This is a genomic window from Pseudonocardia petroleophila (assembly GCF_014235185.1).
In the GTDB taxonomy this organism is placed as follows: Bacteria; Actinomycetota; Actinomycetes; order Mycobacteriales; family Pseudonocardiaceae; genus Pseudonocardia; species Pseudonocardia petroleophila.
In genome coordinates this window covers 322988-338016 of sequence record NZ_CP060131.1, presented here as the reverse complement: position 1 = coordinate 338016, position 15029 = coordinate 322988, and the positions used below count along the sequence as shown (strand labels likewise).

The following is a 15029-nucleotide window of genomic DNA, read 5'->3' as shown; positions in this document are numbered from 1 at the left end:
ACGGGTCGGGGGCATGAGGGACTCCCGGGAGGTGCGGGTGGCGACGGGGACCTCCCCGGTTACCCCGTCCACCCCCCACCCACGCCTGCGACCCGGGTCACGCCCCGGCGAGCAGGGAGATCCGCCGGGCGTGGCGCTCCAGGCCGGCCGCGACCCACTGCGGGTGCGCGGTGTACCAGTCGCGCTGGGCGGCCCGGACGTCCGCGTCGTCGACGGGGACGCCGTCGACGAGCCAGTGCTCCCGCGGCGCCGCGTCGAGCCCCAGCGCGGCGAGCACCGCGGCGTCGAGCGGGGCCCGGATCCCGCCGAGCAGCGCCCGGCCCGGGTCGTCGGCGTCGGCCGGGAGCCCGAGCGCGGCCTGCACGCGCCGGGCCAGCGCGATGAGCACCGGGTTGCCGGGGTGGTTGAGGGTGTGCGCTGCGTCGACGCCCAGGCCGAGGAGCAGGTCGGACACCCCGACGTCGGTGGCCCGCTCGCGCTGCGCGAGCTCGGCGACGGTCAGGTCCGCCGCGGCGCGGAACGCCGCGGGGGTCGGGGCCGGGGCCGGGGGCCGCCCGGCGGCGGCGGTGAGCGTGCGCAGGTCGTGGTAGGGCACGACGGGCGGCACCGCCGCCATGTCGGACGGGTGCCGCACGATCACCGTCCACGGGTGCAGCCCGGCGTAGCGGACCACCGGCCAGCGCAGCACGCGGGCGTCCGGGGGCAGGTGGGCGGCGATCTCGGCGGTGCCCAGCGGCAGGTCGCGGTAGCCGTCGCGGACGGGCTGGCTCAGCAGCACCGTCGTGCGGGCGAGCAGCGCGTGCAGGTGGGGGAGGTCGTCGGCGGTCAGCTCGTGCACCGGCGGGATCCGCACCGGCCGCGGGGCGAAGGTCGGCGACCCGGCCAGCAGCACCCGCAGCGACTCGGCCTGGCAGTTGCCGTGCACCAGCGCGACGGGGCCGGAGCCGCCGTCGTAGAACTCGCCGTAATGGCGTCGGCGTCCGGGATCCACGTGACGCATGCTGCTCCGGCGGTTGGGCGACGGCGCGGCGGGGCACCTGGGGGAGTGCGCATCGCGTCGGTACCCGCAGGTCACGTCTACGTGCGGCACCTCGCCGACCCCGGGGCCCGCGACGGCGTCGTGCGCCTGCCCGACCCGCCCGTCCCCGGCGCCCCGGCCGGGCAGTGGTGGCCGCCGCCGATGCTCGACCCGGCCTGGGTGCGCGACCACGCGGGCGACTTCGACGTCCTGCACGTCCACTTCGGCTACGACGACCGCACCCCGGCCGACCTCGCCGCGCTCGCCGCCGCGGTGCGCGCCGCCGGGAAGGCGCTCGTCGTCACCGTCCACGACCTGCGCAACCCGCACCACGCCGACCCCGCCGCCCACGACGCCGCGCTCGACGTCCTCGTCCCTGCCGCGGACGCGCTGCTCACCCTCACCGCGGGGGCCGCGGCGGAGATCGCGCGGCGCTGGGGGCGCGCGGCGACGGTCGTGCCGCACCCGCACGTCGTCGAGCCCGGCCGGATCGCGGCGCCCCGCCCGGCCCACGACGGGTTCGTCGTGGGGATGCACGCGAAGAGCGTCCGCGCCAACGCCGATCCGGTGCCGGTGGCGCGGGCCCTCGCCGAGGCCGTGACGGACCTGCCCGGGGCCCGCCTGCGGGTCGACGCGCACGACGACGCCCGGGGCCGGGCCGTCGCGGCCGCCCTGCCCGGCGTCGACGTGCGGGTGCACGCCGCCTTCTCCGACGACGAGCTGTGGGACTACCTCGGCGGCCTGGACCTCTCGGTCCTGCCGTACCGCTTCGGCACCCACTCCGGCTGGCTGGAGGCCTGCCACGACCTGGGCACCGCGGTGCTCGCCCCCGACTGCGGGTTCTACGCCGAGCAGGCCCCGTGCCTGCTCTACGGCCACGACGAGCGGCGCCTCGACGCGGCGTCGCTGCGGGCCGCGGTCCGCCGCGCGTACGACGAGCGCCCGGCGTGGCGGGCCGACCCCGAGCGGCGGCGCGTGCAGCGCGAGGGGATCGCGCGGGTGCACGCCGCGGTGTACGCGGCCGCGGTCATGGCCGGGGCGGCGCGGTGATCGTGCGTCCGGTCGCCCCGGGCCCGCCCGACCACGGGGTGGTGCGGCACGCGGCACTCGTCGCCGCCCGCGCGGCGGAGCACGGGGTGGGCTCCGCCGGGCCCCCGGACCTCGTGCACGCCCAGTTCACCGACGCCCTGTGGGGCCCCGACATCGCCTCCGCCGCCGACGCGTTCACCTCCTGGGCCGCCGGTGCGCCGCGGCCGCTCGTGGTGACCCTGCACGATGTGCCCGGCGCCGACCCCGACCCGGCCCGCGACGCCCGCCGCACCGCGGGCTACGCGCGGGTCGTCGCCGCCTGCGACGCCGTCGTCGTGTCCGCCGAGCACGAGGCGGCCAAGGTCGCGGCGTTGTCCGGGCGGGCCGCGACGGTCGTCGGGCTGCCGGTGCCGGACCCGGTGCCCGGCGGGGCGGAGCCCGCCTGGGCGGACCGCCCGACGCTCGGCGTGCTGGGCTTCGTCTACCCCGGCAAGGGACACGCCGACGTGCTCGACGCGGCCGCCCGCCACCCGTCGCGGCCGCGGGTGGTGGCCGCGGGCGGGGCGTCCCCCGGGCACGGGACGCTGGTGGCGGAGCTGCGGGCACGGGCCGCCGCGGACGGCGTCGACCTGGTCGTCACCGGCGCGCTGAGCGACGCCGACCTCACCGCGGCGGCCCGCGCCGTCACGGTGCCGGTCGTGCCCGGCCGGACCGTGAGCGCGAGCGGCACGCTGGCCACCTGGTGGGCCTGCGGCCGCCGCCCGCTCGCCGCCGACGGCCCCTACGTCCGGGAGCAGGCCACCCGCCGTCCCGGCTCGGTGATCACCTACGGCAGGCTGGACGTCACCGACGCGCTGGCCGACCCGGCCCGCACCCGGCTCGCCGCGCCGCCGCGCTGCACCGCCGGGGCCGCCCACGCCGCGCTCTACCGGAGGGTCCTCGCGTGCTGACCGACGTGCTCGTGCCGGGCAACCGCTACGACCTGCTCGACGACCACCCGGCCCCGCGCCCGCGGGTGAGCGTCGTCGTGGCGCACTACGACCAGCCCGAGCAGCTCGCCCGGACCTGGCACGCGCTGTGCCACCAGACGCTGCCGCCGGTCGAGGTCGTGATCGCCGACGACGGCTCGGACCCGCCCCCCGAGCCCCGCACCGGCGGCCCGCCGGTGCGGGTGGTCACCCAGGAGGACCTGGGGTTCCGTGCCGCCGCCGCGCGCAACCTCGGCGTCGCCGCGACCGGCGGTGAGGTGCTGGTGTTCCTCGACGCCGACACCGTGCCCGAGCCGGAGTTCCTGGAGCGCCTGACCGCGCGCGTCGCCCGCTGTCCCGACGTGCTCGCTGTCGGGCGGCGCCGGCACGTCGACCTGACCGGCCTGCCGCCGGGGACCGACCCGCGCACCCGGCCCGAGCTGCCGGAACCGGCGTGGCTGCGCAAGGCCTACGTCGAGACGCGCGACCTCCTCGACGCCGACGGCACCTCCTTCCGGTTCGTCATCAGCGCGGTGCTGGCGTGCCGCCGCTCCCTGTTCGACGACCTCGGCGGCTTCGACGAGCGGTACGTCGGCTACGGCGGCGAGGACTGGGACCTGGCCTACCGCGCCTGGAACAACGGCGCGGTGCTCGTGCACGAGCCCACCGCGGTGGCCTGGCACGACGGGCCGGACTGGGCGCTGCGCGGCGGGGACACCCCGGAGAAGCGGCAGGAGAAGGAGCTGGAGCGGGCCCGGCTCGCCGAGCTGGTGCCGGAGCCGGGGACGCGCCGCGGCGGTCCGCCCGGCGGGCTGCCGGACGTGCTCGTCACGATCGAGCCGGGTCCGGGGGCGGCGCTGGTGGCGTCGTCGCTTCGCGACCAGGAGCACCACGACATGGAGATCGGGGAGCGGTGGAGCCCCGACCAGCTCCTGCGGGCCCGGGTGCGGATGCGCGTCGACGCCCCGCTGCCGCGGTGGGCGGTGGGCGCCGCGGTCCGCGCGCTCGTCGACGGCGACCTGGCGACCGTGGTGCTGCGCCGCGGCGACACCGTGGCCGCCACGGCCTACAGCACGCGGGCGCTGGGCCGGGCCCGCCGCTGGCCCTCCCGCTCCGACGTCGACGGGTTCGCCTTCGGCCGGGTGGAGCTGGAGCTCGGGCCGCCCTAGTTGCCGGGTACACCTAGTCCATCCCGAGGCGCAGCAGGATCCGGGTGCGGCGCTCCTCCCCGGGCCGTAGCACCGTCGACGGGAACTCCGGTCGGTTGGGCGAGTCCGGGAAGTGCTGGGGCTCCAGGCAGAACGCCTCGCGGTACCCGGCCCGGCGGCCGTCGTGCAGCGTGACGGTGCCGTCGAGCATGTTGCCGGAGTAGAACTGCACGCCCGGCTGGTCGGTGAACACCGTGAGGGTCCGGCCGCGTCCCGGCTCGCGGACGTGCGCGGCGGCCCGCAGCTCGCCCGCGACCGGCCCGGACCCGTCGAGGACGAACGTGTGGTCGTAGCCGCCCGCGACCCCGAGCTGGGGGTGGTCGGCGGCCAGCCCGGCGTCGATCCGGGCGGGGGAGCGCAGGTCGAACGGGGTGCCCCCGACCGGGGCGAGCTCGCCGGTCGGGATCAGGTCGTCGTCGACGGGGAGGTAGCGGTCGGCGAACACCCGCACCTCGTGGCCGCCGACCGGCCCGCCGCCGCCCAGGTGGAAGTAGGCGTGGTTGGTCAGGTTGACGACGGTGGCGGCGTCGGTCACGGCGAGGATCCCGATGTGCAGCTCCGGGCCGCGCGCGGTGTAGGTCACGGCGACGTCGAGGGTGCCGGGGAAGCCGTCGCCGCCGTGGCGGTGGCGCAGCGTGACGCACTGCCCGCCGGGGGACGAGCGGACCTCGCCCGCGGCGAAGTCGGCGTGGTCGAGCCCGACCGGCCCGCCGTGCAGGGCCGTCCGCGGCTCGTTGCAGGGGACCCGGTGCTCCCGGCCGTCGAGGACGAACCGGCCGCCCGCGATGCGGTTGGCGAAGCGGCCGACGGTGGCGCCGAGGTAGGCGCGGTCGCCGGGGTAGGCGTCCTCGGCGAGGCCGAGCACGACCTCGCCCGGCACGCCGTCGCGGTCCGGTGCGACGAGCCGGGCCAGCCGGGCCCCGTGCGGCACGACGCCGACGGTGAGGACGTCGCTGCGCAGCTCGATCACGACGCCACCCGCACGGCCGGGGTGCCGGGGGCGGCGGTGCTGGCCCGCGGCGCCAGCACGGGCGTGGTCAGGCGGGGACCGGGATCGGGCACGCCGGTGAGCATGCCGTGCAGCACCTCGATCGCGCGCCGTCCGACCGTGGCGAAGTCCTGGCGCACCGTCGTGAGCGGGGGGAGCAGGTAGCCGGCCTCGGGGATGTCGTCGAAGCCGACGACGCTGACGTCGCCCGGCACGCCGCGGCCGGCCTCGACGAGCGCCCGCAGCAGCCCGACGGCCATGTGGTCGTTGGCGACGAACACGGCGGTGACGTCGGGCTGCGCGGCGAGCAGCAGCCCCGCCGCGTGGCCGCCGGCCGGGGTCCAGTCGCCCTCGTGCTCGGGGCCGGGGTCGAGCCCGGCGGCGGCGAGCTCACCGAGCCAGCCCTCCCGGCGGGCGCGGGCCTCGGGCCAGCCCAGCGGTCCGGACACGTGCGCGATGCGGGTGTGGCCGAGCCCGATCAGGTGCCGGGTCGCGGCCCGCGCCCCCTGGAGCTGGTCGACGCCCACGGCCGAGCCCGACGCCGTCAGGTCGCCCTGGGCCACCACGAGCGGCACCGGGAAGTCGGCGCTGCGGGCCAGCAGCAGCGCGGCGTCCGACCCGGCGACCAGCACGATCCCCTCGACGGTGGCGCGGACCAGCCGGTCCAGCGCGCGGCCCAGCTCGTCGGTCGTGGCCTCGCGGATCGTGACGGTCGTGGCGACGTACCCGGCGCGGGCCGCGGCCTCCTCGACCGAGCGCTGCACGGTGGCCGGGCCGTGCAGCGCGGTGTCGGTGCTGACCACGCCGATCGTCCCGGACCGGCGCACGGCCAGCGCCCGGGCGACCCCGTTGGGGCGGTAGCCCAGCGCGGCGATCGCGTCCTCGACGCGGCTGCGGGTGGCCGGGCGGATGTGCGGGTGCCCGTTGACGACGCGGGACACGGTCTGGTGCGACACCCCGGCGAGGCGGGCGACATCGGCCATGACGGGCTGCCCCCTCACGGAGCGCCCGACGGGGTGCGCACCAGCAGCCGCTGCAGCACGACGAACACCAGCAGCAGGACGCCGATCACGATGCGCGTCCACCAGGAGCTGAGCGTGCCCTCGAAGGAGATGAAGGTCTGGATGATGCCCAGCACCAGCACCCCGAGCAGCGACCCGACGACCAGCCCGACGCCGCCGGAGAGCAGCGTGCCGCCGATGACGACGGCGGCGATGGCGTCGAGCTCGGTGCCGACCGCGGCCAGGCTGTAGCCCGACAGCGAGTAGAAGCCGAACAGCAGCCCGGCCAGTGCGGAGCAGGTGCCGCTGATGGCGTAGACGGCCACCTTGGTGCGGGCGACCGGGAGGCCCATCAGCATCGCGGAGTGCTCGTTGCCGCCGACGGCGTAGACGCTGCGGCCGAACCGGGTGGAGTGCAGGACGTACGCGGCGACGGCGACGACGGCCACCGCGAGCAGCGCCGACGGGCTGACGAACGTGTCGCCGGGCAGCGTGATCGCCGACTGCGCGATCGCGGTGAACAGGGGGTCGCGGATCGGGATCGACTCCACGCTGATCACGAAGCACATGCCGCGGGCCAGGAACATCCCCGCGAGCGTGACGACGAACGGCTGCACCTCGAGGTGCTGGATCACCGCGCCCATCGCCGTGCCGAGCGCGAGCCCGACCAGCAGCACGGTGAGCATGACCGGCACCGGCGCCCAGCCCGCGGCGAGCAGCCGGGCCGCGAGCACGCCCGACAGGGCCACCACGGCCCCGACGGAGAGGTCGATGCCGCCGGTGAGGATCACGAACGTCATGCCGACGGCGAGCACGACGAGGAAGGCGTTGTCGACGAACAGGTTGAGCAGCACCTGCGCGGAGAAGAACGAGTCGTAGCGCAGGGAGCCGACCGTGAACAGCGCCACGAACAGCACGAACGTGACGAGGACGGGCAGCGTCTGGCCGGACGGCATCCCGGGGCGGCGTCGGCGCGTCGTCCCCGGAGCGGGGGCGGTGGTGGTGGCGGTCATCGGGCGCTCGCAGGGGTCGGCTCGGTCACGAGCGGGGTCGGCGGCGCCGCGGGCGGAGGACTTCCGCGGCGCCGCCGGGTCGAGGAGCCGCGCAGCTTCGGCGACTGCAGCAGGCACACCGCGATGATCACCAGCGCCTTGAACACGAGCGTGACCTCGGGCCGGATGCCGGTCGTGTAGACGGTGGTGGTGAGGGTCTGCAGGACGAGCGCGCCGACCAGCGTGCCGGTGATCGAGTAGCGGCCGCCGGTGAGCAGCGTGCCGCCGATGACGACGGCGAGGATCGCGTCGAGCTCGATCCACAGCCCGGCGTTGTTGGCGTCGGCCGCGTTGACCGTCGAGCTGATCATCAACCCGGCCACGCCCGCGCAGACGGCGGCGAGGACGTAGACGCTCCAGACGATGCCGCGCGCCCGGATCCCGGCGAGGCGGCTCGCGGTCGGGTTGACCCCGACCGACTCGACGAGCAGGCCGAGCGCGGTGCGCCGCGTGACGAGCGCGACCACGGCGAACGCCGCCGCGGTGACCAGCACCGGGATCGGCAGGCCGAGCAGGAAGCCGCCGCCGATGCCGGAGAAGAACGGGTTGGACACGGTGACGATCTGGCCGTCGGTGATCAGCTGGGCGAGCCCGCGGCCCGCGGTCATCAGCACCAGCGTCGCGATGATCGGCTGGATGCCGAGCCCGGCCACGAGGAAGCCGTTGAACGTGCCGAGCACCAGGCACAGGCCGACCGCCAGCAGGACCGCGACGACGGCGGTGCCGGGCGAGGTCGGGTCCGGCGAGCCCGCGATCCAGGTGCAGGCGACCGCACCGGAGATCGCGACCGACGCCCCGACCGACAGGTCGATGCCGCGGGTGGCGATCACCAGGGTCATCGCGAGCGCGATGAGCGCGGTGGGGGCGCCGTTGCGCAGGACGTCGACCACGCTGCCGAACAGGTGGCCGTCCTGGACCCGCAGCGCGAAGAACGCCGGGGTGACCAGGAGGTTGTAGAGCAGGAGCCCGGCGAGGGCGAGGAGCGGCCACAGCAGGGGCGAGCGCAGGAGCGCGCGGCGGCGGGTGCCGGACGGCGACTTCTCAGACGGCGGCTTCTCAGACGGCACGGTGGGTCCCTCCGCGGGCGATCAGGTCCATGACGCGGTCGATGTCGGCGTCGTCGCGACTCAGCTCGGCGACCTTGTGGCGGTCGCGCAGCACCGCGACCCGGTCGGACAGGCGCAGCACCTCCTCCAGCTCGGCGGAGACGAACAGCACCGCCATCCCGTCGGCGGCGAGCTCGGCGACGAGCTTCTGGATCTGGGCCTTCGCGCCGATGTCGATGCCGCGGGTGGGCTCGTCGAGCAGCAGCAGGCGGGGCTCGGTGATCAGCCAGCGGGCCAGCAGCACCTTCTGCTGGTTGCCGCCGGAGAGGTTGCGGATCAGCGCGTCGGGGTCGGCCGGGCGGATGTCCAGTGCGCCCATCCACCTCGTGACGAGCTCGTCGGCGGTCGCGCGGGGGACGGGGCGGGCCCAGCCGCGGCGGGCCTGCAGGGCGAGCAGCAGGTTGTCGCGGACCGTGAGGTCGCCGATGATGCCCTCGCCCTTGCGGTCCTCCGAGCACAGCGCGATGCCGGCGTCGATGGCGGCGAGCGGGGTGCGCAGCACGACCGGGGTGCCGTCGACGGCGACGGTGCCGGAGTCGGCGCGGTCGGCGCCGAACAGCAGCCGGGTCAGCTCGGTGCGGCCGGAGCCGAGCAGACCGGCCAGCCCGACGACCTCGCCCTCGCGGACCGTGAGGTCGGCCGGCGCGATCGCGCCCGTGCGGCCGAGCCCGGTGGCCTCCAGGACGGGCCGGGCCGTGGGGACGGTCGACGCGGCGGCGGTCTGCTCGATGTCGTCGAGCACCGCCAGCTCGCGCCCGATCATCTTCGCGACCATCTGCACGCGGGGGAGCTCGGCGAGGAGGTACTCCCCGACGAGCCGGCCGTTGCGCAGGATCGTGGCGCGGTCGGCGATCTCGTAGACCTGGTCGAGGAAGTGCGAGACGAACAGGACCGCGACGCCCGCGTCGCGCAGCCCGCGGACGACGCGGAACAGCTCGCGCACCTCGTCGGCGTCGAGGCTGGAGGTGGGCTCGTCGAGGACGAGGACGGCGGGGTCGGTGTCGACGGAGCGGGCGATCGCGACGAGCTGCTGCACCGCGAGCGGGTGGCTGCCGAGCAGCGAGCCGGGGTCGACGTCGAGGCCGAGGTGGGCGAGCAGCTCCTCGGCGCGGCGGCGGACGGCCCGGCGGTCGATGCGGCCGAGGCGGCGCGGCTCGCGGCCGAGCAGGATGTTCTCCGCGACCGAGAGGTTCGGGCAGAGGTTGACCTCCTGGTACACCGTCGCGATGCCGGCGGCCTGGGCCTGCGCGGGCCCCGCGAACTCCTGCGCGCGGCCACGGACGATGATCGTGCCGCCGTCGGTGCCGTACACCCCGGTCAGCGCCTTGATCAGCGTGGACTTGCCGGCGCCGTTCTCGCCCATCAGGGCGTGCACCTCGCCGGGGCGCAGGGTGAGGTCGACGCCGTCGAGCGCCCTGACCCCGGGGAAGACGACCGAGGTGCCGCGCATCTCGACCACGGGTGTCCGGTCGGTCCGGACCGGTTGCTCGGACATCGGCGTCCCTCCTGCGGAACGGCCCCGGGGCCGGGCGGCGGCCCGGCCCCGGGGGAGCGGGATCAGTACAGGCGGTTCGGCAGGGCGGCGATCGCGGCCTGCTGGTCGAACACGGTCTCCTCGGTGACGACGCGGGCCGGCACCGGCTCGCCGGCGTGGACCGCCTTGACCAGGTCCATCAGCTGGTCGCCGAGCAGCGGGTTGCACTCGACGATGAAGTTGATCCGGCCGTCGGCCAGTGCCTGCATGCCGTCCTTGACCGCGTCGACGGAGATGATCCGGATGTCCTGCCCGGGAACGAGCCCGGCCGCCTCGATGGCCTCGATGGCGCCGAGCGCCATGTCGTCGTTGTGGGCGTAGACCACGTCGATGTCGGGCTGGGAGACGAGGAACGCCTCCATGACCTGGCGTCCGCCGGAGCGGGTGAAGTCCCCGGTCTGCGAGGCCACGACCTGGATGTTCGGGGTGCCGGCGATGGCCTCGGCGAAGCCCTCCTTGCGGTCGATCGCCGGCGCGGCACCGGTGGTGCCCTGCAGCTCGACCACGTTCACGGGCTCGGCGGCGCCCTGGTCGACCAGCCACTGGCCGGCCTTGCGGCCCTCCTCGACGAAGTCGGAGCCGAGGAAGGTGGCGTAGAGCGAGGTGTCGGTGGAGTCGACGGAGCGGTCGGTCAGCACGACCGGGATCTGCGCCCGCTTGGCCTCCTGCAGGACGGTGTCCCAGCCGGTCTCGACGACCGGGGAGAAGGCGATGACGTCCACGCGCTGCTGGATGAACGACCGGATCGCGCGGATCTGGTTCTCCTGCTTCTGCTGGGCGTCGGAGAACTGGAGCTCGATGCCGGCGGCCGCGGCCGAGTCCTGGATGGACTGGGTGTTGGCGGTGCGCCAGCCGCTCTCCGCGCCGACCTGGGAGAAGCCCAGCGTGATGGTGTCGTCGCCGCCGGCCGCCGCACCGCCCTCCGACGGGGCGGACCCGCAGGCGGCCAGGCTCGCGGCGAGGAGCAGGACGGCCGCCGATCGGCGCAGCGCTGTCCGGCGGGAGAAGGAGGTCGTCGTCGACATCGTGGTCCTCTACGGGGTGTGGGGCGGACGGAAGTGTGGGACGGGCGGACGTGCGGTGCGGGCGGTGTTGCCCCCGTCACATTGTTAGCGCGAACATAGTCGGCCGGTCAATGGGTTCGGGGGGTCGCTGTGAGCGTTAACATCACAACTCGGCAACGGCGGTCCCCGTCCGGGTCAGAACCCGATCGCGAGGCGGTGGTAGGCGGCGTTCCAGCGCATCTCCCGGAGGAACCGGCGCGGGGTCGTGTCCTCGTCGATCACGAGCAGCTCGGTGCGCGCGATCTCGGTCAGCTCGGCCACCTCGGCCGTGCCCAGCGCCGTCGAGAGCACCGTGTGGTGGGGCGCGCCGGCGAGGATCCAGGTCTCCGCCGACGTGCGCAGGTCCGGCTGGGGCTCCCAGACGGCCCGCGCGACCGGCAGGTTCGGCAGCGGCTCGTCGGGGGCGACGAGGTCGACCTCGTTGAGCACCATCCGGAAGCGGTCGCCGACGTCGGACATCCCGACGACGACGCCCGGGCCCGGGTCGGCGTCGAACACCATCCGCACCGGGTCCTCGCGCCCGCCGATGCCCAGGGGGTGGATCTCCACCCGCGGCGTGCCGGTCGTCAGGGTCGGGCAGACCTCCAGCATGTGCGCGCCGAGCACGCGGGGCGTGCCGGGGCCCAGGTGGTAGGTGTAGTCCTCCATGAACGACGTGCCGCCGGGCAGCCCGGTGGCGGCGACCTTGAGCGTGCGCAGCAGCATCGCGGTCTTCCAGTCGCCCTCGCCCGCGAAGCCGTAGCCGTCCTGCATCAGGCGCTGCACGGCCATCCCCGGCAGCTGGCGCAGCGCGCCGAGGTCCTCGAAGTTCGTCGTGAACGCCTTCGCGCCGCACTCGTCGAGCCTGGCGCGCAGGCCCAGCTCGATCCGCGCGGAGTAGCGCAGCGCGTCGTGCCGCTCCGCGCCGCGGCGCAGCTCGGGCACCAGGTCGTAGCGGTCGGCGTACTCCGCGACCAGGCGGTCGACCTCGGAGTCGGTGCTCGCGTGCACCGCGTCGGCGAGGTCGGTCACGGCGTAGCCGTTGACGGTGACGCCCCAGCGCCACTGCGCCTCGGTGCGGTCCCCCTCGGTCACGGCGACGTCGCGCATGGTGTCGCCGAAGCGGGCCAGGCGCAGCGTCCGGACCTCGTGCCAGCCCAGCGCGGCCCGCGCCCACGACCCGACCCGGCTCTGCACGATCGGGTCGCTCGCGTGCCCGGCCACGACGGTGCGGGCGACGTTCATCCGCGCCGTCACGTAGCCGAACTCGCGGTCGCCGTGCGCGGCCTGGTTGAGGTTCATGAAGTCCATGTCGATCGACGCCCACGGCAGCGCCTCGTTGGCCTGCGTGTGCAGGTGCAGCAGCGGCTTGCGCAGCGCGTCGAGCCCGTGGATCCACATGCGCGCGGGGGAGAAGGTGTGCATCCAGGCGATCACGCCGATGCAGTCCGGGTCGGTGTCGGCGTCGGACATCGCCCGCGCGATCCCCGCGGAGTCGGTGAGCACGGGCTGCCAGACGACCGACGCGGGAACGGTGCCGGCCGCGTCGAGCAGCTTGACAATCTCCTGGCTCTGCGCGGCGACCTGGGCGAGGGTGTCCTCGCCGTAGAGGCCCTGGCTGCCGGTGAGGAAGCGGACGGTTCTCATGCGGTGGCTCCCTGCTGGCCGTAGGCGTTCTGGTAGCGGTCGAACAGCGCGTCGACGTCGTCCTGCGGCAGCGGTGACAGCGCCCCGAGCGCGACGGCGTGGTGGGTGGTGCGGGCGACGTCCTCGCACATCACGGCGGCCTTGACCGCCGCCAGCGCGTCGCGGCCGATGCTGAACACGCCGTGGTTGCGCATGATCACCGCGGGGGAGCGGTGCCCGGACAGCGTCTCGACCACCGCGCGCCCGATGCTGTCGTCGCCGATGCGGGCGAACGGGCCGAGCGGGATCTCCCCGCCGAACTCGTCGGCCATGGCGGTCAGCGCGCACGGGACCGCGCGGCCGTGCGCGGCCCACGCGCTCGCGTACGTGGAGTGGGTGTGCACGACGCCGCCGACGTGCGCCATGTGCCGGTAGACGTGGGCGTGCGCGGCGGTGTCGCTGGACGGGCGCAGGTCGCCCCCGGCCCAGTCGCCCTCGACCAGCTCGCCGTCGAGGTCGCACACGACGATCGACGCGGGCGTCAGGTCGTCGTAGGAGACGCCGCTGGGCTTGATGACGAACAGGTCGTGGCCGGGGACGCGGGCCGAGACGTTCCCCGCGGTCCAGACGACCAGCCCGTAGCGGACGAGCTCGGCGTGCAGGGCGCACACCTGCTCGCGCAACGCGTCGACGGTGTTCTTCAACGGTTCTCCCTCTCGGTGACGACGCGCGTCCGCAGCGCGCGCAGGCGGTGCATGACGTCGGAGCCGCCGCGGCCGAAGTGGTCGTGCAGGGCGGTGTACTCGGCGTAGAGCTCGTCGTAGACGGCGGCCGCTGCCGGGTCGGGGGTGTGCACCGCGCGGTGCACGCGGCCCATCGCGGCGGCGGCGGCGGTCACGTCGGGGTGGCAGCCGGCGGCGACGGCGGCGTGGATCGCCGAGCCCAGCGCGGGCCCCTGCTCGGAGCCGATCACCGACAGCGGGCGCCGGCACACGTCGGCGTAGATCTGCATGAGCAGGCGGTTGCGCAGCAGCCCGCCCGCGACGACGAGCTCCGCGACCGGCACGCCCGCCGTCTCGAACGCCTCGACGATCGTGCGCGTGCCGAACGCGGTGGCCTCCAGCAGCGCCCGGTAGGTGTGCTCGGGGCGGGTCGCGAGCGTCTGGCCGACGACGAGCCCGGACAGGTCGTGGTCGACGAGGACCGACCGGTTGCCCAGGTGCCAGTCCAGCGCGACGAGCCCGTGCTCGCCGACGGCCAGGTCGGCGGCCAGCTCGGTGAGCAGCTCGTGCACGCCGATCCCGCGGGCCGCCGCCTGGTCGTGGTACGCGGGCGGCACGCAGGTGTCGACGAACCAGCCGAAGATGTCGCCGACGCCGGACTGTCCGGCCTCGTAGCCCCACAGCCCCTCGACGATCCCGCCGTCGACGACGCCGCACATGCCCGGCACCTCGCCGAGCCGGTCGGAGACCATCACGTGGCACGTCGAGGTGCCCATGATCGCGACCATCTGTCCCGGCTCGACCGACGCCGCCGCGGGCGCGGTGACGTGCGCGTCGACGTTGCCGACGGCGACCGCGATCCCCTCGGGCAGCCCGGTCCAGGCTGCGGCCTGCGCGGTGAGCCCGCCCGCACGCGCGCCGAGCGCGCCGAGGGGCTGGTCGAGCTTGTCGGTGACGAAGCCGGCGAACCCCGGGTTCAGCTCTGCGAGGAAGTCCGGGTCGGGGTACGCGCCGTCCTGCAGGATCCCCTTGTAGCCGGCGGTGCAGGAGTTGCGCAGGTAGGTGCCGCACAGCTGCCAGACGATCCAGTCGGCCGCCTCGACCCAGCGCTCGGTGCGGGCGTAGACCCCGGGTGCCTCCTCCAGCAGCTGCAGCGCCTTGGCGAACTCCCACTCGCTGGAGATCCGCCCCCCGTAGCGCGCCAGCCACTTCTCCCCGCGCTCGGCGGCGACCCGGTTGATCCGGTCGGCGTGCGGCTGCGCCGCGTGGTGCTTCCACAGCTTGGGGTAGGCGTGCGGGACGGTGCGCAGGTCGGGCAGCTCGCACAGCGGTGTGCCGTCGGTGAGCGTCGGCAGGATCGTGCAGGCGGTGAAGTCGGTGGCGATCCCGACGACGTCGGCCGGGTCCACCCCGGCCGCGGCGATCGCGGCGGGCACCGCGGTGGCCAGCACCTCGATCCAGTCGGCCGGGACCTGCAGCGCCCAGTCCGGTGGCAGGGTCGCGCCGGTGGCGGGGAGCGTCCGCTCCACCGAGCCGTGCGGGTAGGCGTGCACCGCGGAGCCGAGCTCGGCGCCGTCGTGGGCGCGCACGACGAGCGCCCGGCCCGACAGCGTCCCGAAGTCGACACCGACGACGATCGCGCGCTCCGGCGACGGTGGTCCTGCGGTCATGGGTCCTGCGCTCACGGATGCTGCCCCCGGGTCCGACGACTCTGTCTGTGAGCGCTAACAATGT

General features: G+C 75.4%; 13 protein-coding genes. 3 read left to right on the top strand and 10 right to left on the bottom strand.

The window, feature by feature from the left end:
- Positions 1-97: 97 nt before the first annotated feature.
- Complete coding sequence (locus tag H6H00_RS01610) at positions 98-991, bottom strand: WcbI family polysaccharide biosynthesis putative acetyltransferase (RefSeq protein WP_221775763.1); 894 nt, start codon at positions 989-991, stop codon at positions 98-100.
- Between the two features lie 54 nt (positions 992-1045).
- Here H6H00_RS01610 and H6H00_RS01605 point away from each other — a divergent pair, with 54 nt between their 5' ends.
- The 3 genes from H6H00_RS01605 to H6H00_RS01595 are packed head-to-tail and all read left to right on the top strand — an operon-like array spanning position 1046 to position 4184.
- A complete protein-coding gene (locus tag H6H00_RS01605; RefSeq protein WP_185719611.1) occupies positions 1046-2068 on the top strand; it encodes a glycosyltransferase family protein in 1023 nt (340 codons plus the stop codon).
- Positions 2065-2997: a glycosyltransferase family protein gene (locus tag H6H00_RS01600; protein WP_185719610.1), complete on the top strand. Its 933-nt coding sequence runs from the start codon at positions 2065-2067 to the stop codon at positions 2995-2997. Before H6H00_RS01605 ends, H6H00_RS01600 begins: the two co-directional genes overlap by 4 nt.
- The gene (locus tag H6H00_RS01595) at positions 2991-4184 is read left to right on the top strand and encodes a glycosyltransferase family 2 protein (protein ID WP_185719609.1); all 1194 of its coding nucleotides are present in this window, start codon (positions 2991-2993) and stop codon (positions 4182-4184) included. Before H6H00_RS01600 ends, H6H00_RS01595 begins: the two co-directional genes overlap by 7 nt.
- Before the next feature lie 13 nt (positions 4185-4197).
- Here H6H00_RS01595 and H6H00_RS01590 read toward each other — a convergent pair whose 3' ends face one another.
- The 9 genes from H6H00_RS01590 to araB form a co-directional block, all read right to left on the bottom strand.
- Positions 4198-5193, bottom strand: a complete 996-nt coding sequence (locus H6H00_RS01590; RefSeq protein ID WP_185719608.1) for an aldose epimerase family protein — start codon at positions 5191-5193, stop codon at positions 4198-4200.
- On the bottom strand, positions 5190-6194 hold the full coding sequence (locus H6H00_RS01585; protein ID WP_221775762.1) for a LacI family DNA-binding transcriptional regulator: 1005 nt from the start codon (positions 6192-6194) through the stop codon (positions 5190-5192). Before H6H00_RS01585 ends, H6H00_RS01590 begins: the two co-directional genes overlap by 4 nt.
- Positions 6195-6208: 14 nt before the next feature.
- Complete coding sequence (gene yjfF, locus H6H00_RS01580) at positions 6209-7225, bottom strand: galactofuranose ABC transporter, permease protein YjfF (protein ID WP_185719606.1); 1017 nt, start codon at positions 7223-7225, stop codon at positions 6209-6211.
- A complete protein-coding gene (locus tag H6H00_RS01575) occupies positions 7222-8271 on the bottom strand; it encodes an ABC transporter permease (protein ID WP_185722087.1) in 1050 nt (349 codons plus the stop codon). Before H6H00_RS01575 ends, yjfF begins: the two co-directional genes overlap by 4 nt.
- 49 nt (positions 8272-8320) lie before the next feature.
- Positions 8321-9865: a sugar ABC transporter ATP-binding protein gene (locus tag H6H00_RS01570; protein ID WP_185719605.1), complete on the bottom strand. Its 1545-nt coding sequence runs from the start codon at positions 9863-9865 to the stop codon at positions 8321-8323.
- Positions 9866-9927: 62 nt separating this feature from the next.
- Entirely contained in the window at positions 9928-10929 is a 1002-nt protein-coding gene (locus H6H00_RS01565) for an ABC transporter substrate-binding protein (protein WP_185719604.1), read from the bottom strand.
- A 174-nt stretch (positions 10930-11103) separates the two neighbouring features.
- Positions 11104-12594, bottom strand: a complete 1491-nt coding sequence (gene araA / locus H6H00_RS01560) for an L-arabinose isomerase (RefSeq protein WP_185719603.1) — start codon at positions 12592-12594, stop codon at positions 11104-11106.
- Complete coding sequence (locus H6H00_RS01555; RefSeq protein WP_185719602.1) at positions 12591-13277, bottom strand: L-ribulose-5-phosphate 4-epimerase; 687 nt, start codon at positions 13275-13277, stop codon at positions 12591-12593. The genes araA and H6H00_RS01555 overlap by 4 nt, the downstream gene beginning before the upstream one ends.
- A complete protein-coding gene (araB, locus tag H6H00_RS01550; protein WP_185719601.1) occupies positions 13274-14965 on the bottom strand; it encodes a ribulokinase in 1692 nt (563 codons plus the stop codon). Before araB ends, H6H00_RS01555 begins: the two co-directional genes overlap by 4 nt.
- Positions 14966-15029: the final 64 nt, after the last annotated feature.